Source organism: Streptomyces sp. NPDC046866, assembly GCF_040704625.1.
Classification (GTDB): Bacteria; Actinomycetota; Actinomycetes; order Streptomycetales; family Streptomycetaceae; genus Streptomyces.
The window spans coordinates 335,783-350,004 of record NZ_JBEYXN010000002.1; the positions used below are offsets into that span (position 1 = coordinate 335,783).

Below are 14,222 nucleotides of genomic sequence, written 5' to 3' on the forward strand. Positions count from 1 at the left end.
GGCCCGGGCGGCATCGCGCCGCCCGGGCCCTCGCGTCATCCGGCCTGGGCGAGCGGGGCCGGGTCGGCGTGTCCGGGGCCGTCCGGCTCGGACAGGCGTTCCCTCAGGGCGGCCCGGTCGGGCTTGCCCGCCGGAGTGAGGGGCAGCTCGGCCACCGCCAGCAGGCGCTCGGGGTGCTTGCGCCGTTCCAGACCTCGGGCGGTCAGGTACGCACCGAGTTCCTCCAGGCCGGGCACCCGGGCCGTACGCGGCACGATGCAGGCGGCGAGGCGTTCGCCCATGAGCGGGTCCGGGACGCCGACGCACACCACGTCGCGGACCAGGGGGTGGGAGGCGAGCTCCCGCTCGACCTCGGCGGGGCTGATGTTGGCACCGCCCCGGATCACGATGTCCTTGAGCCGGCCGACGATGTGCAGGGTGCCGCTGTCGTCGAGGAAGCCGAGGTCTCCGGTGCGTACCCAGCCGTCGGGGGTGCGGTAGCGGGCGTCGAGGTGCGGGGAGGCGACGTAGCACAGCGGGGTCATCGGGCCGCGCGAGATGATCTCGCCGATGGTGCCGTCGGGCAGCGGTGCGTGGGTGTCCGGGTCTGCAATGCGGATCTCCGCGACGCGGGGGTCGGGGTGGCCGGCGACCACGCCGGTGCTGTCGGTGGGCGGCACCCGGTGGGCCAGGCCCGTGTGGCAGTTGACGCCGTCGGCGGATCCGTAGAGGTTGACGACGGGGCAGCCGAAGGCGCGGGCGGCGTCCCTGGCGGTCCGCTCGTCGAGCGGCGCACCGCCCAGGACGAGGGCGGTGGGGGCGGGCAGGGAACCGCCGTCCGCGTCGAGCCGGTCGAGCATCATGCGGATCATCGTCGGCACGCCCAGGACGTGGGTGGGCTCGTGCTCCCGTACGGCCGCCACGGCGGCTTCGGGGGTGAAGTGGTCGAGCAGGACGAGGGTGCCCCCGTGCCGGGCCAGGGTCACGGCGGTGCCGTTGGAGCCGAAGGCGGAGCCGAGCGGGACGAGGAACAGGCAGCGCGGGGGCGAGCCGTCCGGCATGAGGGAGGCGAGGAAGTTGCCCCGTCCGCCGGCGAGGGCGTTGTGGGAGTAGGCGATCATCTTCGGCTCCGCCTCGGAGCCGGAGGAGACGAGGATGCGTGCGGCGCTGTCGGGATCGGGGCGGGCCGGGGTGAACGCCGCGGCGTCCGAGCGCAGCAGCTGCGAGAAGGAGACGGTTCCTTCGGGGGCCGTTCCGGGGCCGGCGGCGATCACGTGGCGCAACGCGGGCTGCGAGGGGGCCAGGGTGAGCAGGTCGGCGGCGTGGTGCGAGCCGCGGTGTTCGGTCGCGGCGATGACGGCGACGGCCTCGGCCCGGCGCAGCAGGCACTCGGCCTCCAAGGCGCCCCGGCCGACGGGGAAGGGCAGGGCCACCGCGCCGATGGCCGCGATGGCGAGGTCGGCGATGACGGCGTTGCGGTCGTTGGGGAGCTGGACGCCGACCACGTCGCCCGGGCGTATGCCCAGGCCGCGCAGGCCGACGGCCAGACATCGCACCTTGCGGTCCAAAGCGGTGTAACAGAGCTTGCCTTTGGCATCGAGGACGGCGGTCGCGTGCAGGTCCGCAATCTGGCGTGCCCGGAAGAGGCTGTAGAGGTCGAGGTCGGGGCAGGTGCCGTCGACCACCCAGGAGCGGCGGAGCTCGGCGGGCAGCAGGTCGTGCAGTTCGACGGTCATCTGAAGCTCCAGGGGTCGGGAACGGCGTGGGCGCCGTGCGCGTCACGGCTGATCGAACCGGCAAAGCGCGCATCGTGGTGGAGGTCGGACAGGTCCGTGGTGACGGCGGTGGCCGTCAGCCCGTGGCCGCCCAGCAGGGCGAGCGCCTCGGGGGTGGTGAGGGCGCCCAGGTCGTGGCCGGCGGCGGCGTCCGCGCACGCGTCGGCGGGGGCGATCCAGCCGTCGGCCGTACGCAGCGGGCGGCGGAACCCGGCGGGCCGCCTGGGGTTCTCCCCTCGTGCCGCGCGGCGCAGGGCCGGGGCGGTCAGGGTGTCGGCGGCGCCGAGCAGGGAGGAGTCGACGCGTACGCCGTGCCCGGTGCGTTCGCGCAGCAGCAGGCCGGCCAGTACGGCCTCGGCTCCGGTCAGTCCGCCCAGGACGTCGAGCAGGGTCATCAGGGACGGGGCCGGTGCCTCGCCCTGCGGGCGCACCGCCTCGCCGATGCCGGTGCGGGCCTGGACCATGAAGTCCGTGCCCATGGGGGCGCCGGGCAGCCGGTCGGCCCAGCCGCTGGTGTACGCGTACACCAGCGCCGGGTTGACGGCGGCCAGGTCGTCGGCGTCGAGGCCCAGTTCGGCGGCCTTGCCCGGCGCCCAGTTGTGCAGGAAGACGTCCGCTCCGGCCGCCATCTCCCGCAGCCTGCGCCGATCGGCGTCGGCCTTGATGTCGATCTCGACGGCCTTCTTGCCCCGGTTGAGGGCCAGCCAGCGGGCCGAGATGCCGGAGCAGGCGGGCGGCATGCCGCGCAGCGGGTCCCCGCCCGGCGGCTCGATCCGGATCACCTCGGCGCCGAGCAGCCCCAACAGGTGGGCGGCGAGAGGGGCCTGGATGCGGCGGCCCGCTTCGAGCACGGTGAGCCCGGCCAGCGGACGGTCCGAGGCCGGTGCCGCCGTGGCGGTACGGGTGCCGCCCCCGAGGAGGTGGAGCGACCACGGCGCGGCGCCGTCGTGCTCGGCGGCCCGGTCGGCCAGTGTGCGCAGGACGCACACCTCGGCGCCGGAGAACGCGGCGGCCTGCCGGATCCGTTCCAGGGAGTGGGTCCGGGTGACCGTGTGCAGGGACGCGGGGAAGGGGGCGCAGGCGGTGGCGTACCGGAACTGGAAGGGCCGCCAGCCGGCCCGCATCGCGTCGGCGGGCGCCTCCAGGTCCCGCCAGAAGGCCGCCCAGGCTCCCGGGTCGAGGGTCTCCAGCTCGAAGAGGGTGCCCTCGGCCGAGGCGAACGGCGGGCCGCCGGCCGCGATCTCGGCGGCCTCTGCCTCGTCGGCTCCGGCGGCGGCGAGGTACTGGGAGACGGCCAGCAGCCCGGCCCGGTCCGCACCGGTGGCGACCTGGCGCGGGGTCATGCCGCGGGCCGCGCCCACGAGCGAGGCGAGCAGCCCCTGGACGGTGAGGACGGCGGTGGCCGTCGCGGTGTAGTCGACGGCCAGGCCGCGCGGGCCGCCGTCGCGCCGGCCGTGGACGGCCATGACGCCGGTGGCGGCCTGCACGGTGGCCTCGTCGACGATTCCGCTCTCCGCGTCGCCCCAGCCGGTGACCGCCCGGACCGGCTCGAAACCGCCACCGGCGAGCGTGACGTGCCCGGCGGCCGTGTCCCCCGGGCCGGCCCCGTCGGCCCGTGCCCCGAACAGCCGGAGGCGGTCGGCCACGGCATCGGTGATCTGCGGTGGCCCTGACGTGTCGAAGCGCATCGTGTCGAGCGGCCGGGCCGTCTGCGGGGTGGCGGGTGACGCCATGCCTCTCCTCTCGTGGCGCGGCGGTGGCCGGCGCCCGGAACGTCTGTCGAATCCTGGGAACCGGGGAGCCACGGCACCCGACCAGTTCCACGGACAGACAGTCGGACAACCGTTCCCACGGGTTCCCGGGACATCGGAGGAAAGCAGTGGCAGATCCTGGCGCAGCCCGCGCTCATCGCAGCGAACGCGTCCCGCAGGAGCCGGAGTTGCACGAGCGGGTCGCCCGGTTCGTGCGGAACTCGGTGATCCCGTACGAGCCGGAGCTGGAGGCGGGCGGTCCCGCGGCGGCGGCCGCCCTGGGCGAGCTGCGCGGCCGGGCCCGCGAAGAGGGACTGTGGGCACTGCCGCTCCCGGTGGAGCTGGGCGGCGGCGGGCTGGGCCTGCGGGCGTACGCCGAACCGGCCGAGGCGGAGGGGGCCAGCGACCACGGGCCGGCCGCGCTCGGCTCCGCTTCCCTGCTCGACGTCACGATGCTCGCGCGCCACGGTGGTGCCCGGGTCCGCGAGGAGTACCTGGCGCGGCTGGTCGCCGGGGACATGCGCGCGTGCTACGCCATGACCGAGCAGGACGTTCCGGGCACCGACCCGTCGCTGACCCGGACCAGGGCCGAGCGGCTGGCCGGCGGAAGCTGGCGCGTCACCGGCCGCAAGTGGTTCACCTCGGGTGCCGCGGGCGCGGATCTGGTCACCGTACTGGCCCGGACCGGCGGATCGGACGGCGACCGCGGGGGCCTGTCCCTGCTGCTCGTACCCACCGCGTCCGCCGGCTTCCGGGTGGTGCGCGCACTCCCCGTCCTCGGGGCGACGGGCCAGTACGAGATCGAACTCGACCGGGTCGTGGTGCCCGCCGACCACCTGATCGGCGAGCCGGGCCAGGGGCTGGCCATCGCCGGGGAGCGGCTCCAACTGGGCCGGACCCTGCGCTGCCTGCGCTGGCTCGGCCAGGCCCGGCGCGCCTTCGACCTCATGTGCGAGCGGGCCGCCGTCCGCAGCGGCTCCCGCGGTCCGCTCGCCGGACACCAGCTGGTGCAGCAGCACGTCTTCGACGCCCTGCTCGCGCTGCGCACGACCCGCCCCCTCGTGTACGAGGCGGTCGCCCTGCTCGACGCGGGGCGGGACGCACACGTCGAGGTGGGTCTGGCCAAGGTCGCCGCCGCCCGCATGCTCCAGCAGGTCGCCGACTCCGCCATCCAGGTCCACGGCGCCGCCGGGCTCGGGCCGGACACCGCGCTGCCCGCGCTCTTCCGGACCGGGCGCGCGGCACGCGTCCTCGACGGGCCGGACGAGGTGCACGTCACTTCGGTGGCCCGCCGCGTCCTGCGCGGGTACGGCGCGGCTGCCGAGGCCGCTACACGCGGGTGATGTCGACGACGCCGGCCAGGGAGGCCAGCCCGAGCCCCAGGAAGAAGTCCCCCCAGACGAGCTCGTGCCGGACGGCCCGTCCCTTGTCGGCGTCGTAGCAGCCGTTCAGCAGCATCCCGGCGGGCCGGTCGGCCTCACCGTCGCAGAGGTGGGCCGCCGTCAGATGATGCAGGATCGCCACGGCCCGGTCCCAGCACGCTGCGGCTCTCGGGCCAGGGACCCCGGCGAGTTTCAGCAGGGCGACCGCGGTGATCGCGGCGGCCGAGGTGTCGAGCGGGCCGTCCGGACGGGTCGTACGGGCCGGCGCCACCAGGGGGCCGGTGAGGAACCCCCCTTCCGTGAGCATCCGCCCGGCCGCCTCCGCCAACCGCTCCTGCCCTGCGAGGACTTCGGCGCGGAGCAGGCCATCGGCCACCGCCAGCAGCAGCCAGGCGTTCCCCCGGCTCCAGTCGGAGGGCGGGTCCGCGCAAGGCTGCCAGCCGACCGTGCTGTCGAAGCTCCAGGCCGGGTGGGGCCACGTCCCCTGCCGGGGGCCCTCGCCGAGGCAGACGTCGAGGTGCCGGTGCAGATGGCCGGCTGCGACGGCTGCCGCCTCCGGCCCGGCCCCGGCCAGCAGGGGGACCATCCCGGGTACGCCGTCCACCCGCGCCAGCAGGCGCGGGCCGCCGAAGGCGCCACCCCACGGCACCATGCCCGGTCCGGGATCGAACGCCGCCGCACAGGCGCGGGCCGCCCGGTCCCGCAGCGCCACGGCCCGGGCGTCGTCCTCCCCGGCCAGAGCGGTCCCGTACCAGAAGATCAGGCCGCGGGTGGCGGTATCGGCATCCACCCATGGCTCCAGCCGGGCCGTACACGCCGCTGCGGCCTCCTGATCGGCCCTACGGCCGGAGATCCGGGCCCGCAGCCACAGCAGCCCCGCCCAGAAACCTCCGGCCCAGGAGCCACGGCCGGTCGTCTTCCAGGTCCCGTCGCCCGGTTCGGCGTACAGGGGGAAGCGGGTGCCCACCTCCGCGGCGGTGACCCCGATCCGTGCGACGACCGCCGCGAGAGCCCGGCCGGACCAGTCCTCGGAGGTCACCGCGCCTGCCCCGAGCGCGCGCGGCGGTCCCGTACGGCCCAGACGAACGCGACGGCGCCCGCCGCCGCGAACTCCGCCGCCACCAGCAGCCAGCCGGCCCCGTACCGGCCGCTCTCCGCGAGACGTCCGAACAGCGGCGGCCCCACCGCGAATCCGGCGAAGAACCCGGCAGCGGCGAGCGCCGAATCCTGGCCCGCCCGGCCGGGCGCGGCCCGCTGCATGACCAGCACCATCGTGACGGCGTTCGCGGGGACGGCGAACAGCCCGACGGCAACGGCACCGACCCACACCAGCGGGCTCGCCGCCGACGCCGCCGGCAGCAGGGCCGCGGCGCCCACGGCGCCGCAGGCGAGCCGGCCGGGCAGCCACTCGGCACGCCCCGGCAGGGCCGCCCGGGACCAGCCGACCCGGCCGGCGATGCCCGTCACCCCGAGCACCGCGACCAGGGCCCCGGCCGCCGTCGCGCCCATTCCCAGCTCCGTCGCGCCGAACAGGGCCAGGTAGGTGTTCACCGAGGCGATGCCGCATCCGAGGAACAACGAGAAGACCGCGAGCCAGGCCACCGCACCGCGGGGCGCGAACGAGGCACGGGATTCGGCACCACTCAGCGGCGGGGGGTCGGCCGGAAGCGCACGCAGCGCCCACAGCCCGGCCAGGAGCGCCGCTCCGGCCGCCGTCCACACCGCGCCGCGCCAGCCGAGTCCGGCGGCGAGCGCGGTCAGCGGCAGTCCGGCCGCGAACGCCCCCAGCTGCACGCCGGACTGCTTCACACCGGTCACCGCCCCCCGTGCGGCAGCCGGCACGGCGGCGAGGATCGCCTTGTTCGTGGCCGGATTGGCCAGCGCCTGCGGTACGCCGCCCAGCGCGACCGCCGCCAGCAGCAGACCGGCGCCGGGCGCGGCACCGATCAGCGCGAGCGCCGCGGCGGACACCAGCAGCAGGGCGACCAGCGAACGGCGCGGACCCACCCGGTCCACGATCCGGCCACCGATCGGCGACAGCACGGCCGCCGTGCCGAACCCGATCGTCGTCGTGAGGCCGAGCACGGTGGGCGAGATGCCCAACTCCCCGACCAGACGCGGGCCGAGCGCGCCCAGCAGGAACAACTGCACCATCGAGAAGGCCATCGCGCAGGTGAGGAGCGCGGTCAGCCCGCGGTCCGCCCGAGCGTCCGCCGCCCTGTCCGTCGTCGGCCCCTCGGCCACCACCGCTCCCTCGCTCTCCGGGTGTTGGGCGTCCAGCACGGGAAGTCAGTCGTCCGGAACGGCTCGCGCGTTCCCGGCGCCGCCTGTGACCTGTGCCACGTGAGGCGCCGGGTACAGGCGTGGCATGCCGCACGGCGGGAATTACTCAGATCCTGCGCACCCGCGTACTCCGCCGGTCAGGGTGATGCGAGGATGAGCCCGCCATGACACCGGGTCGATGTTCACGAGCCGTACGGGCTGCGCTGTTCGCAGCCGTCTGCGTGCTGCTCGCGTCCCTCGGCCACGTGACGATGTCGGGCGTGCCCGTCCCCTGGTGGGCCGTGGCGACCGCTCTCCCCTGTCTGGCGGCGGCCGCCTGGTTCCCGGCCGACCGGGAGCGCGGCCTCCTCGCCGTCACCACGGCGACGGTCGCCGTCCAGGCCGCGCTGCACGCGGCCTTCTCCCTGGTCCAGTCCCTCGCTCACCCCGCCCTGCCGACGGGCACGTCCTTCGCCCGCCAGTGGGCCCGGTACCTGACGTGCGGCGACACGTCCGCAGCCGCCCTCTCCCCGCGCGAGGCGCTCCGCGTGGTCGCCGACGCCGGGCTCACCGGCGTGGTGGACCAGCCGCCCCCCGGCACCCCTGCGGCAGCCTCCGTGGCAGATCCGGCACTTCACTCCCACTACGGCATGCACGGGATGCACGGCATGCACGGCGTGCACGGCATGGCGGACTCCGCCGCCGGAGCCGTCCTGCCGAGCGGCCACGCCATGCCGGGGATGGCGGGCACGGCCGGGATGTCGCCGGCCGGGATGCTGGCCGCCCACCTCCTGGCGGCCGTACTCGCAGGCCTGTGGCTCGCCTACGGCGAGCGGGCCGCCTTCCGCCTGCTGCGCCTGCTCGCCGCATGGTTCCGCGCCCCGCTGCACCTGCTCTTCGTACCGGCGCGGATACCGCACCGGCCACCCGTCCGCGGACGCCGCGAGCGCCGGCACAGCGCGCTGCGGCAGCTGCTCCTCGTCCACGCCATCACCTCAAGGGGTCCGCCCGCGGGAACCGCTGTCATCTGACAGCCGGCTCCCCGAGCGCGCACCGCAGTCTTCGTCGCGCCTCGGGCATCGGCCCTGCCCTCCGGCAGGCCGTACACCCTTCACCGGCACGCCGCCTCGCTTCGCGCTGCGCCGGAAAACCCCTTGCCTTTAAGGACCTTGTGGCGATGACACCTGCCCTGACCACCCCGCGCTCCGCCGCCGGCCGACGGCCGGCCCGGCACACCTGCGACACCGACGCCGCCGTGACCCGGCTCGCGCTGGCCGCCCGCGACGGCGACCCCGAGAAGGCCGACCGGTTCGTACGCGCCCTCCACCGCGACGTCTGGCGCTACGTCGCGTTCCTCAGCGCCGACGTCCAGGCGGCCGACGACCTCACCCAGGACGTCTTCCTCCGCGCCCTCGCCGCACTGCCCCGCTTCGAGGCCCGCTCCTCCGCCCGCACCTGGCTGCTCTCCATCGCCCGCCGCACCGTCGTGGACAGCCTGCGCCACTCGGCCGCCCGACCCCGGCTGTCGGACCGCGACGACTGGCAGACCGCCGCCGAGCAGAGCCAGCCGCAGGGAGTCCCCGGCTTCGAGGACGGCATCGCCCTCGCGGAACTCCTCGCGACGATCCCGGCCGAGCGCCGGGACGCCTTCGTCCTCACCCAGCTCCTGGGCCTGCCCTACGCCGAAGCGGCGGAAGCCATCGGCTGCCCCGTGGGCACGGTCCGCTCCCGCGTCGCCCGCGCCCGCACGTCGCTCATGGCCCTCCTCACGGACACCGGGCCGCACGCCCCTGAGCGGGGGAACCCGACGCCCCCTCCGTGCCGGCCCGAACCGACGGTCCCGGCCCCCGGGGCCATTGCCCTTCCCGCCTGACGACCGCTCCCGGCGGGAGAGGGGCGCGGCCGACGCCGCGCCCCTCTCCCGACCGCGCCGTCACCCGGATGGCGCAACATGACGTGCCACCCAGAGGGGGAACAGGTCAAGGCCCTGATCGAGGCCAAGGCCGCGGGCGAAACCGCGGAGAAGGCGGAGCCGGCCGCACAGCCCACCGGCGACCAACGCCGAGCCGTACGAGAAGGCCGCCAAGGCAGGCGTCGAAGGGGCCGGCGCAACGAGTCCGGCGCCAGGGAGGGCTGGAATGCCGGGGCGGGCGGTGCCGTGGCTGCGACCACCGCCCGCCCCGGAGTCGGGGACACGTCAGCGACCGGCGTACGGCAGCAGCGCCATCTCGCGCGCGTTCTTGATGGCGGCGGCGAGGGCCCGCTGCTGCCGGGCCGTCACCCGGGTCACGCGCCGGCTGCGGATCTTCCCGCGGTCGGAGATGAACTTCCGCAGCAGGTCGGTGTCCTTGTAGTCGATGTAGGTGATGCCGGCGGCGTCGAGCGGGTTGGGCCGGGACGTGACCGGCTTGTGGGGAACGGGGCGTCGGGCCATGGTGGCGTCTCCTTGAGTGAGCGTTTCACTCACGGCCTCGTCAAGCCGCGAGCAGGTGGTGGGTAGGGAGGTCAGGCGGCGTCGAGGAGGCAGTCGAAGGCGGCGGGCAGGCTCTTCCAGGCCTCGGGCCCCGACCGGTACTCCGCGTCCGTCAACAAGCAGGAGTCGAGGAGCCGTTCCAGCCCGTCCCGGTCAAGGCCCGGCGAGGTGAAGACCAGGTGCTGGCAGCAGTCGCCGTGCTCGGGGTGCCAGTCCAGGGCCGCAGCAGCCCGCCGCATCGCGGGGACCATGTCCCACGCCGCGTCGGGCAACGACGCCAGCCACGGACCGGCGCTCTCGACGCACAGCGCGCCGCCCGCGGCGTCCCAGGCCAACAGGGTGTCCGGGCGGTCGGCGAGCCAGAACCTGCCGCGGCTTCGGGCGGCCGCACAGCACAGGTCCTCCAACGCCTCGTACAGGCGCTCGGGATGGAACGGCCGACGGCGGTGCCAGACCAGCGTGGTCACGCCGGCCTCGTCCGCCTCCTGCGGCAGGAGCGCACACGCCGGGTGCTGCGCCGCTGCGGCCGCCTCGACGTCGAATCCGGCGAATGCGGCCCGGGCGAGTTCCACGGAAGCGACCGGTACGCGCCGTGCGGTGGGGTGCAGTTGAGCGAGCAGCGCCCGGTCCTCGTCGTCGGCTCCCTCGCTGTCGACGAGGGCGAGGACGGGTGCGTACTCCAGTTGGCGGGCCCAGGTGTCGCCGACGGTCCGCCGGTCGGTGGGGGCGGCGGCAAGGCCGGCTTCGGCCAGGTCGTCACCGTTGGCGAGGCAGGGCAGGACGAGGGCGGGATCCACGGCGGTGATCACGTTCGTCAGCACGAGGCGGTCCGCGCCATGCCCGGCGACGACCTCCGCCATGGCCTTCGGTTCGACCGAGTCCCACAGTTCGACCACGGCGAGCCGGGTCAGGCCGCTGCCCGCCATCCGCTCCAGTTCCGGGACGAGGTCCTCGCGCAGGGCGCAGCAGGCACAGTCGTTGACCAGCGGTGTCTCACCGCTGGAGAGGAGTCCGGAGGCGTCGCGGATCAGACGGAGCACGGTGCCGTCGGGCGCAGCGGACAGGTCGTGGTGGAGCGCCACGCTCCCGGGAACGGTCCGCAGGAGCTGATCGACGACCTCTCGCCGGGCTTCGGAGTGCATCCCGGCGACGATCACGACGGGGAGCTGGTGCTCGTGGCCCATCACCGGGCCCCGTAGCGGCGCTGGAACTTCTCGACGCGGCCGGCGGTGTCCATGACGCGCGCGGTGCCCGTGTAGAAGGGGTGGCTGGCGGAGGAGATCTCCACGTCGACGACCGGGTACGTGTTGCCGTCCTCCCAGTCGACCGTCTTGTCGCTGGTCATCGTGGAGCGGGTGAGGAAGGCGGTGCCGGAGGCGGTGTCGCGGAAGACGACGGGGCCGTAGGCGGGGTGGATTCCGGGCTTCATGGCAGGAACCTTTCGGCGTGCGGGCGGGGTGGGGGGCGGTCAGCGCTCTTCGCGGAAGTCGACGCGGCGCCGGGCGACGGGGTCGTACTTGCGCAGCACCAGCCGGTCGGGGTCGTTGCGCCGGTTCTTGCGGGTGACGTAGGTGAATCCGGTCCCCGCCGTGGAGCGGAGTTTGACGACCGGGCGGATCTCGTTGCGTGCCATGGCACCACTATATGACAATGATTTCCATTGCCAACACGCCACGCTCACCAAGGAAGGCGACAGACCCATGTCAGCGCACTGCCAACTGACCGGCGCCAAGCCGGGATTCGGCCACCGCATCTCCCACTCACACCGGCGCACCTCACGCCGCTTCGACCCGAACATCCAGCACAAGCGCTACTGGCTGCCCAGCGAGGGGCGACACGTCCGACTGACGCTGAGCACCAAGGCGATCAAAACCGTGGACGCGATCGGCATCGAGGCGGCCGTGGCCCGGATCCGCGCACGAGGCGGCGAGGTCTGATGGCGAAGAAGAGCAAGATCGCCCAGAACGAGAAGCGCAAGGAGACCGTCCAGCGGTACGCCGCCCGGCGGGCCGAACTCAAGGAGATCATCCGCCGCCCGTCCTCCAGCACGGCCGACCGGGACGCCGCCCTCGCAGAACTGCACCGGCAGCCGCGCAACGCCAGCGCCACCCGCGTGCGCAACCGCGACAGCATGGACGGCCGTCCCCGGGGCTTCCTCCGCAGGTTCGGGCTGTCACGGGTACGGGCGCGACAGCTGGCTCATGCGGGGTTCCTGCCCGGAGTCACCAAGTCGTCCTGGTAGCCGAGACCGGCCGCACGCACACCGGATCCCCCTATTGAAAATGATTGCCATTAGGGGTTAGGGTGCCTCGGTCCGCGTGTGGCGCTCCTACGGGCAAGCAAGGGGGGCCCGGCGGGGTGCCGCACGCGGACTCACGATCAGCCGTGCCGTCATCACGGCGGAACAAGAAGTCAACCGAGGCGAGGAGCTTCACGTGGCCGTTCCCAAGCGGAAGATGTCCCGCAGCAACACCCGTCACCGCCGGGCCCGGTGGAAGGCGACCGCGCCCCAGCTGGTGCCGGTCACCGTCGACGGCTCCGTCCACCAGGTCCCGCAGCGCCTGGTGAAGGCCTACGAGCGCGGCCTGCTCCGCCCCGAGGGCTGAGTCCGTGACGTCGTACGATCGCCTGCCGGTGACGGTACTGTCCGGCTTCCTGGGCGCGGGAAGGGCCACCCTGCTCAACCATGTGCTCGGCAACGGCGAAGGCCTTCGGGTCCGGTGATCGTGGGTGCATCTGCTGCACCCTGCGCGACGACCTGCTGGAGGAAGCCGACCGGCTCGCCCGGGAAGGCCACTTCAACTACCTGCTCATCGAGTCAGGCGGTATCTCGGAGCCCATGCCGGTGGCCGCCACCTCGGCGCCACGCTCGGTGATCTCGCCCGCCTGGACGCGATGGTGACGGTCCTCGACGCCGCGAACTTCCTGCGCGAGCTGGAAATCTGGGCCGTGAGATGTCCGAGATGGCAGTGGTCCGGGCACTGGAACTGGCAGGCAAACGCCTGATGGCCCGGAACGGCCGGGGTGACCGAGGTGCTCTGCAGCGCATGCCCCCTGGGACCGACACTCGTTCTTCCGCGTGACTACGGCTGGCCGGAGCGGGTTCGTGGCGATGCGGGACACGATCACCACGCCCCGCTCCCGAGTGCCCTGGGCAGACCACGGGAGATCAGGATGGGCGTGGGCGCACGGCCCGGGCCTGAATGATCGGGGGGGCGTCGGGGGTCAGGCTCCGCCGGAGCCGAAGTCGATTGCCGCTATGCCGGCCGGACCCGCGATTCCCCGGCCAGCTCAGCGCCCCGCCGAAGAAGCCGGCGACGGACGCCGGGCCGTCCGAGCGCGACTTCTCGCCACCCGTGCCGCGCCCATCCGGAGACGGCGAGGCGAGGTTCCCGATGGCACGCTTGACCACCGGTTCATTACGGGGCAGAAGCCTCTGATCCCCCATGCCCGCCAGAGCGGACCAAGCCCAACAAGCAACCCCGGCTCATCGGGCAGTCTCTGCCTGCGCCCTCAGGTCAGCGCAGGCCATCCGTGTCGTCGGACTCTTCACCGACCGGGAGTGGCCGATGGTCGTTCTCCGAGGTCTCGCCATACACGACCGAGGAGACCGCCCTGTCGTATGCCTCGTCGAGACCGTTCCCGCTTGTGCCGAGCATGTTTTCCCAGTCAAATCCCATACCTGCGATCCTATCCGAACTGCCTCGACACTCTTGGTGATTCGGGACACTGCGGCCGTGCAGCCGCACGGCCTGGAGCTACATCCGCCGACGGATGCACGGGCCCGTGGCCGACCGAAGGCCGACCGAAGGCCGACCAGGACGATGTGCCCCTCGACGCACGGATCCACACGACCGGTGTGAGCGGCGACGCGCTGCACGCGATGCTGCACCGGCACCTCGAGCGGTTGGGAAGGATCCGCCGGCATACGACGTGCACAGTCTGCGGGCTGGTCATGTCGCCCAGATGCGGCGGAACGACGCGAGCACCGAGGAGATCATGCAGGCCGGCCGGTGGCGGAAACCGGGACGGTGAACGTCTGCGACCGGAAGTTCAACCCGGCCGCCCGCACAGCGTCATGCCCCTGGGCCTGGCCCCTCTCCGACCTGCTTGTTGCGGACATCACGCATCCGGACATCGAGCGCGGCCTGCGTCTCCGGGTCGAGCTCGTGGTCGCCGGCGGTTTCAGGGTTGACGCTCAGCGCGTGGGAGCGGAAGGCCTCCCGCTCGGCGGAGAGTTGCTGGATGGTCTGGGTGATCCGGTGGATCTTCTGCAGCACCCTCTCCCGCTCCTGCTCGGCGATGGCGAGCTCGGCGAGCTGTTTCCGGATCTCAGCCTCGTTTTCCCGGGCGTAGTTGTCGCTGATCAGTGTGATCAGCGGAACCCCGAGAGCCTCGGCAGCGGTGACCGCCTCATCGAGCCTGACCGCACGGGTCTGCTGCTCGATGCGCGTGATGGCAGTGGAGTCAACGTTCGCGCCAAGCAGTGCGGCCATACGGCGCGCCAGCTCTGCCTGGCTGATGCCTAGGCGTTCGCGCTCTTGACGAAGCCGACGGGCGAAGAGGTCACCGGGCAGTGGGTTCATGGCGGTTTGACACT

Annotated in this window: 16 protein-coding genes and 1 pseudogene; 7 read left to right on the top strand and 10 right to left on the bottom strand. The window is 73.8% G+C overall.

The features are described 5' to 3' along the window. Positions 1 to 35: 35 nt before the first annotated feature. Together AB0953_RS04875 and AB0953_RS04880 are read right to left on the bottom strand one after the other, a co-directional pair. Positions 36 to 1,715, bottom strand: a complete 1,680-nt coding sequence (locus AB0953_RS04875) for a class I adenylate-forming enzyme family protein (protein ID WP_366857962.1) — start codon at positions 1,713 to 1,715, stop codon at positions 36 to 38. Further along, positions 1,712 to 3,487, bottom strand: a complete 1,776-nt coding sequence (locus tag AB0953_RS04880; protein WP_366857963.1) for a CoA transferase — start codon at positions 3,485 to 3,487, stop codon at positions 1,712 to 1,714. The genes AB0953_RS04875 and AB0953_RS04880 overlap by 4 nt, the downstream gene beginning before the upstream one ends. A 206-nt stretch (positions 3,488 to 3,693) precedes the next feature. Between AB0953_RS04880 and AB0953_RS04885 the strand changes: the two genes are divergently transcribed. Continuing rightward, positions 3,694 to 4,848: an acyl-CoA dehydrogenase family protein gene (locus tag AB0953_RS04885; protein WP_366857964.1), complete on the top strand. Its 1,155-nt coding sequence runs from the start codon at positions 3,694 to 3,696 to the stop codon at positions 4,846 to 4,848. Here AB0953_RS04885 and AB0953_RS04890 read toward each other — a convergent pair. Beyond that, positions 4,835 to 5,926, bottom strand: coding sequence for a sugar ABC transporter permease (locus tag AB0953_RS04890; protein ID WP_366857965.1), 1,092 nt, complete (start codon positions 5,924 to 5,926; stop codon positions 4,835 to 4,837). The genes AB0953_RS04885 and AB0953_RS04890 overlap by 14 nt on opposite strands. Beyond that, positions 5,923 to 7,134: an MFS transporter gene (locus AB0953_RS04895; protein WP_366858180.1), complete on the bottom strand. Its 1,212-nt coding sequence runs from the start codon at positions 7,132 to 7,134 to the stop codon at positions 5,923 to 5,925. Before AB0953_RS04895 ends, AB0953_RS04890 begins: the two co-directional genes overlap by 4 nt. Positions 7,135 to 7,334: 200 nt before the next feature. Here AB0953_RS04895 and AB0953_RS04900 point away from each other — a divergent pair, with 200 nt between their 5' ends. Then, positions 7,335 to 8,180 (top strand): hypothetical protein, encoded by an 846-nt coding sequence (locus tag AB0953_RS04900; protein WP_366857966.1) that lies wholly within the window; start codon positions 7,335 to 7,337, stop codon positions 8,178 to 8,180. A gap of 146 nt (positions 8,181 to 8,326) precedes the next feature. Then, positions 8,327 to 9,022 (top strand): sigma-70 family RNA polymerase sigma factor, encoded by a 696-nt coding sequence (locus AB0953_RS04905; RefSeq protein WP_366857967.1) that lies wholly within the window; start codon positions 8,327 to 8,329, stop codon positions 9,020 to 9,022. Between the two features lie 324 nt (positions 9,023 to 9,346). Here the strand turns inward: AB0953_RS04905 and rpsR are convergent, their stop codons facing one another. From rpsR to rpmG, 4 genes are all read right to left on the bottom strand, one after another. Then, positions 9,347 to 9,583 (bottom strand): 30S ribosomal protein S18, encoded by a 237-nt coding sequence (gene rpsR / locus AB0953_RS04910; protein WP_366857968.1) that lies wholly within the window; start codon positions 9,581 to 9,583, stop codon positions 9,347 to 9,349. A 71-nt stretch (positions 9,584 to 9,654) separates the two neighbouring features. Further along, on the bottom strand, positions 9,655 to 10,806 hold the full coding sequence (locus AB0953_RS04915) for a GTP-binding protein (RefSeq protein ID WP_366857969.1): 1,152 nt from the start codon (positions 10,804 to 10,806) through the stop codon (positions 9,655 to 9,657). Then, a complete protein-coding gene (locus AB0953_RS04920; RefSeq protein WP_366857970.1) occupies positions 10,806 to 11,051 on the bottom strand; it encodes a type B 50S ribosomal protein L31 in 246 nt (81 codons plus the stop codon). The genes AB0953_RS04915 and AB0953_RS04920 overlap by 1 nt, the downstream gene beginning before the upstream one ends. Positions 11,052 to 11,090: 39 nt before the next feature. Then, a complete protein-coding gene (gene rpmG, locus AB0953_RS04925) occupies positions 11,091 to 11,255 on the bottom strand; it encodes a 50S ribosomal protein L33 (RefSeq protein WP_366857971.1) in 165 nt (54 codons plus the stop codon). A gap of 67 nt (positions 11,256 to 11,322) precedes the next feature. Between rpmG and rpmB the strand changes: the two genes are divergently transcribed. The 4 genes and pseudogenes from rpmB to AB0953_RS04945 all read left to right on the top strand — a co-directional run. Further along, complete coding sequence (gene rpmB, locus AB0953_RS04930) at positions 11,323 to 11,559, top strand: 50S ribosomal protein L28 (RefSeq protein WP_366857972.1); 237 nt, start codon at positions 11,323 to 11,325, stop codon at positions 11,557 to 11,559. Further along, positions 11,559 to 11,864, top strand: a complete 306-nt coding sequence (rpsN, locus tag AB0953_RS04935; RefSeq protein ID WP_366857973.1) for a 30S ribosomal protein S14 — start codon at positions 11,559 to 11,561, stop codon at positions 11,862 to 11,864. Before rpmB ends, rpsN begins: the two co-directional genes overlap by 1 nt. A gap of 193 nt (positions 11,865 to 12,057) precedes the next feature. Next, positions 12,058 to 12,228 carry a 50S ribosomal protein L32 gene (gene rpmF, locus AB0953_RS04940; RefSeq protein WP_366857974.1) on the top strand — a complete coding sequence of 57 codons (171 nt, stop codon included), beginning with the start codon at positions 12,058 to 12,060 and terminating at the stop codon, positions 12,226 to 12,228. Between the two features lie 4 nt (positions 12,229 to 12,232). Continuing rightward, positions 12,233 to 12,559: pseudogene (locus tag AB0953_RS04945) on the top strand (GTP-binding protein); the annotation flags it as partial. Between the two features lie 581 nt (positions 12,560 to 13,140). Here the strand turns inward: AB0953_RS04945 and AB0953_RS04950 are convergent. After that, positions 13,141 to 13,302 (bottom strand): hypothetical protein, encoded by a 162-nt coding sequence (locus AB0953_RS04950; RefSeq protein WP_366857975.1) that lies wholly within the window; start codon positions 13,300 to 13,302, stop codon positions 13,141 to 13,143. Between the two features lie 396 nt (positions 13,303 to 13,698). After that, a complete protein-coding gene (locus AB0953_RS04955; RefSeq protein WP_366857976.1) occupies positions 13,699 to 14,208 on the bottom strand; it encodes a helix-turn-helix transcriptional regulator in 510 nt (169 codons plus the stop codon). Positions 14,209 to 14,222: the final 14 nt, after the last annotated feature.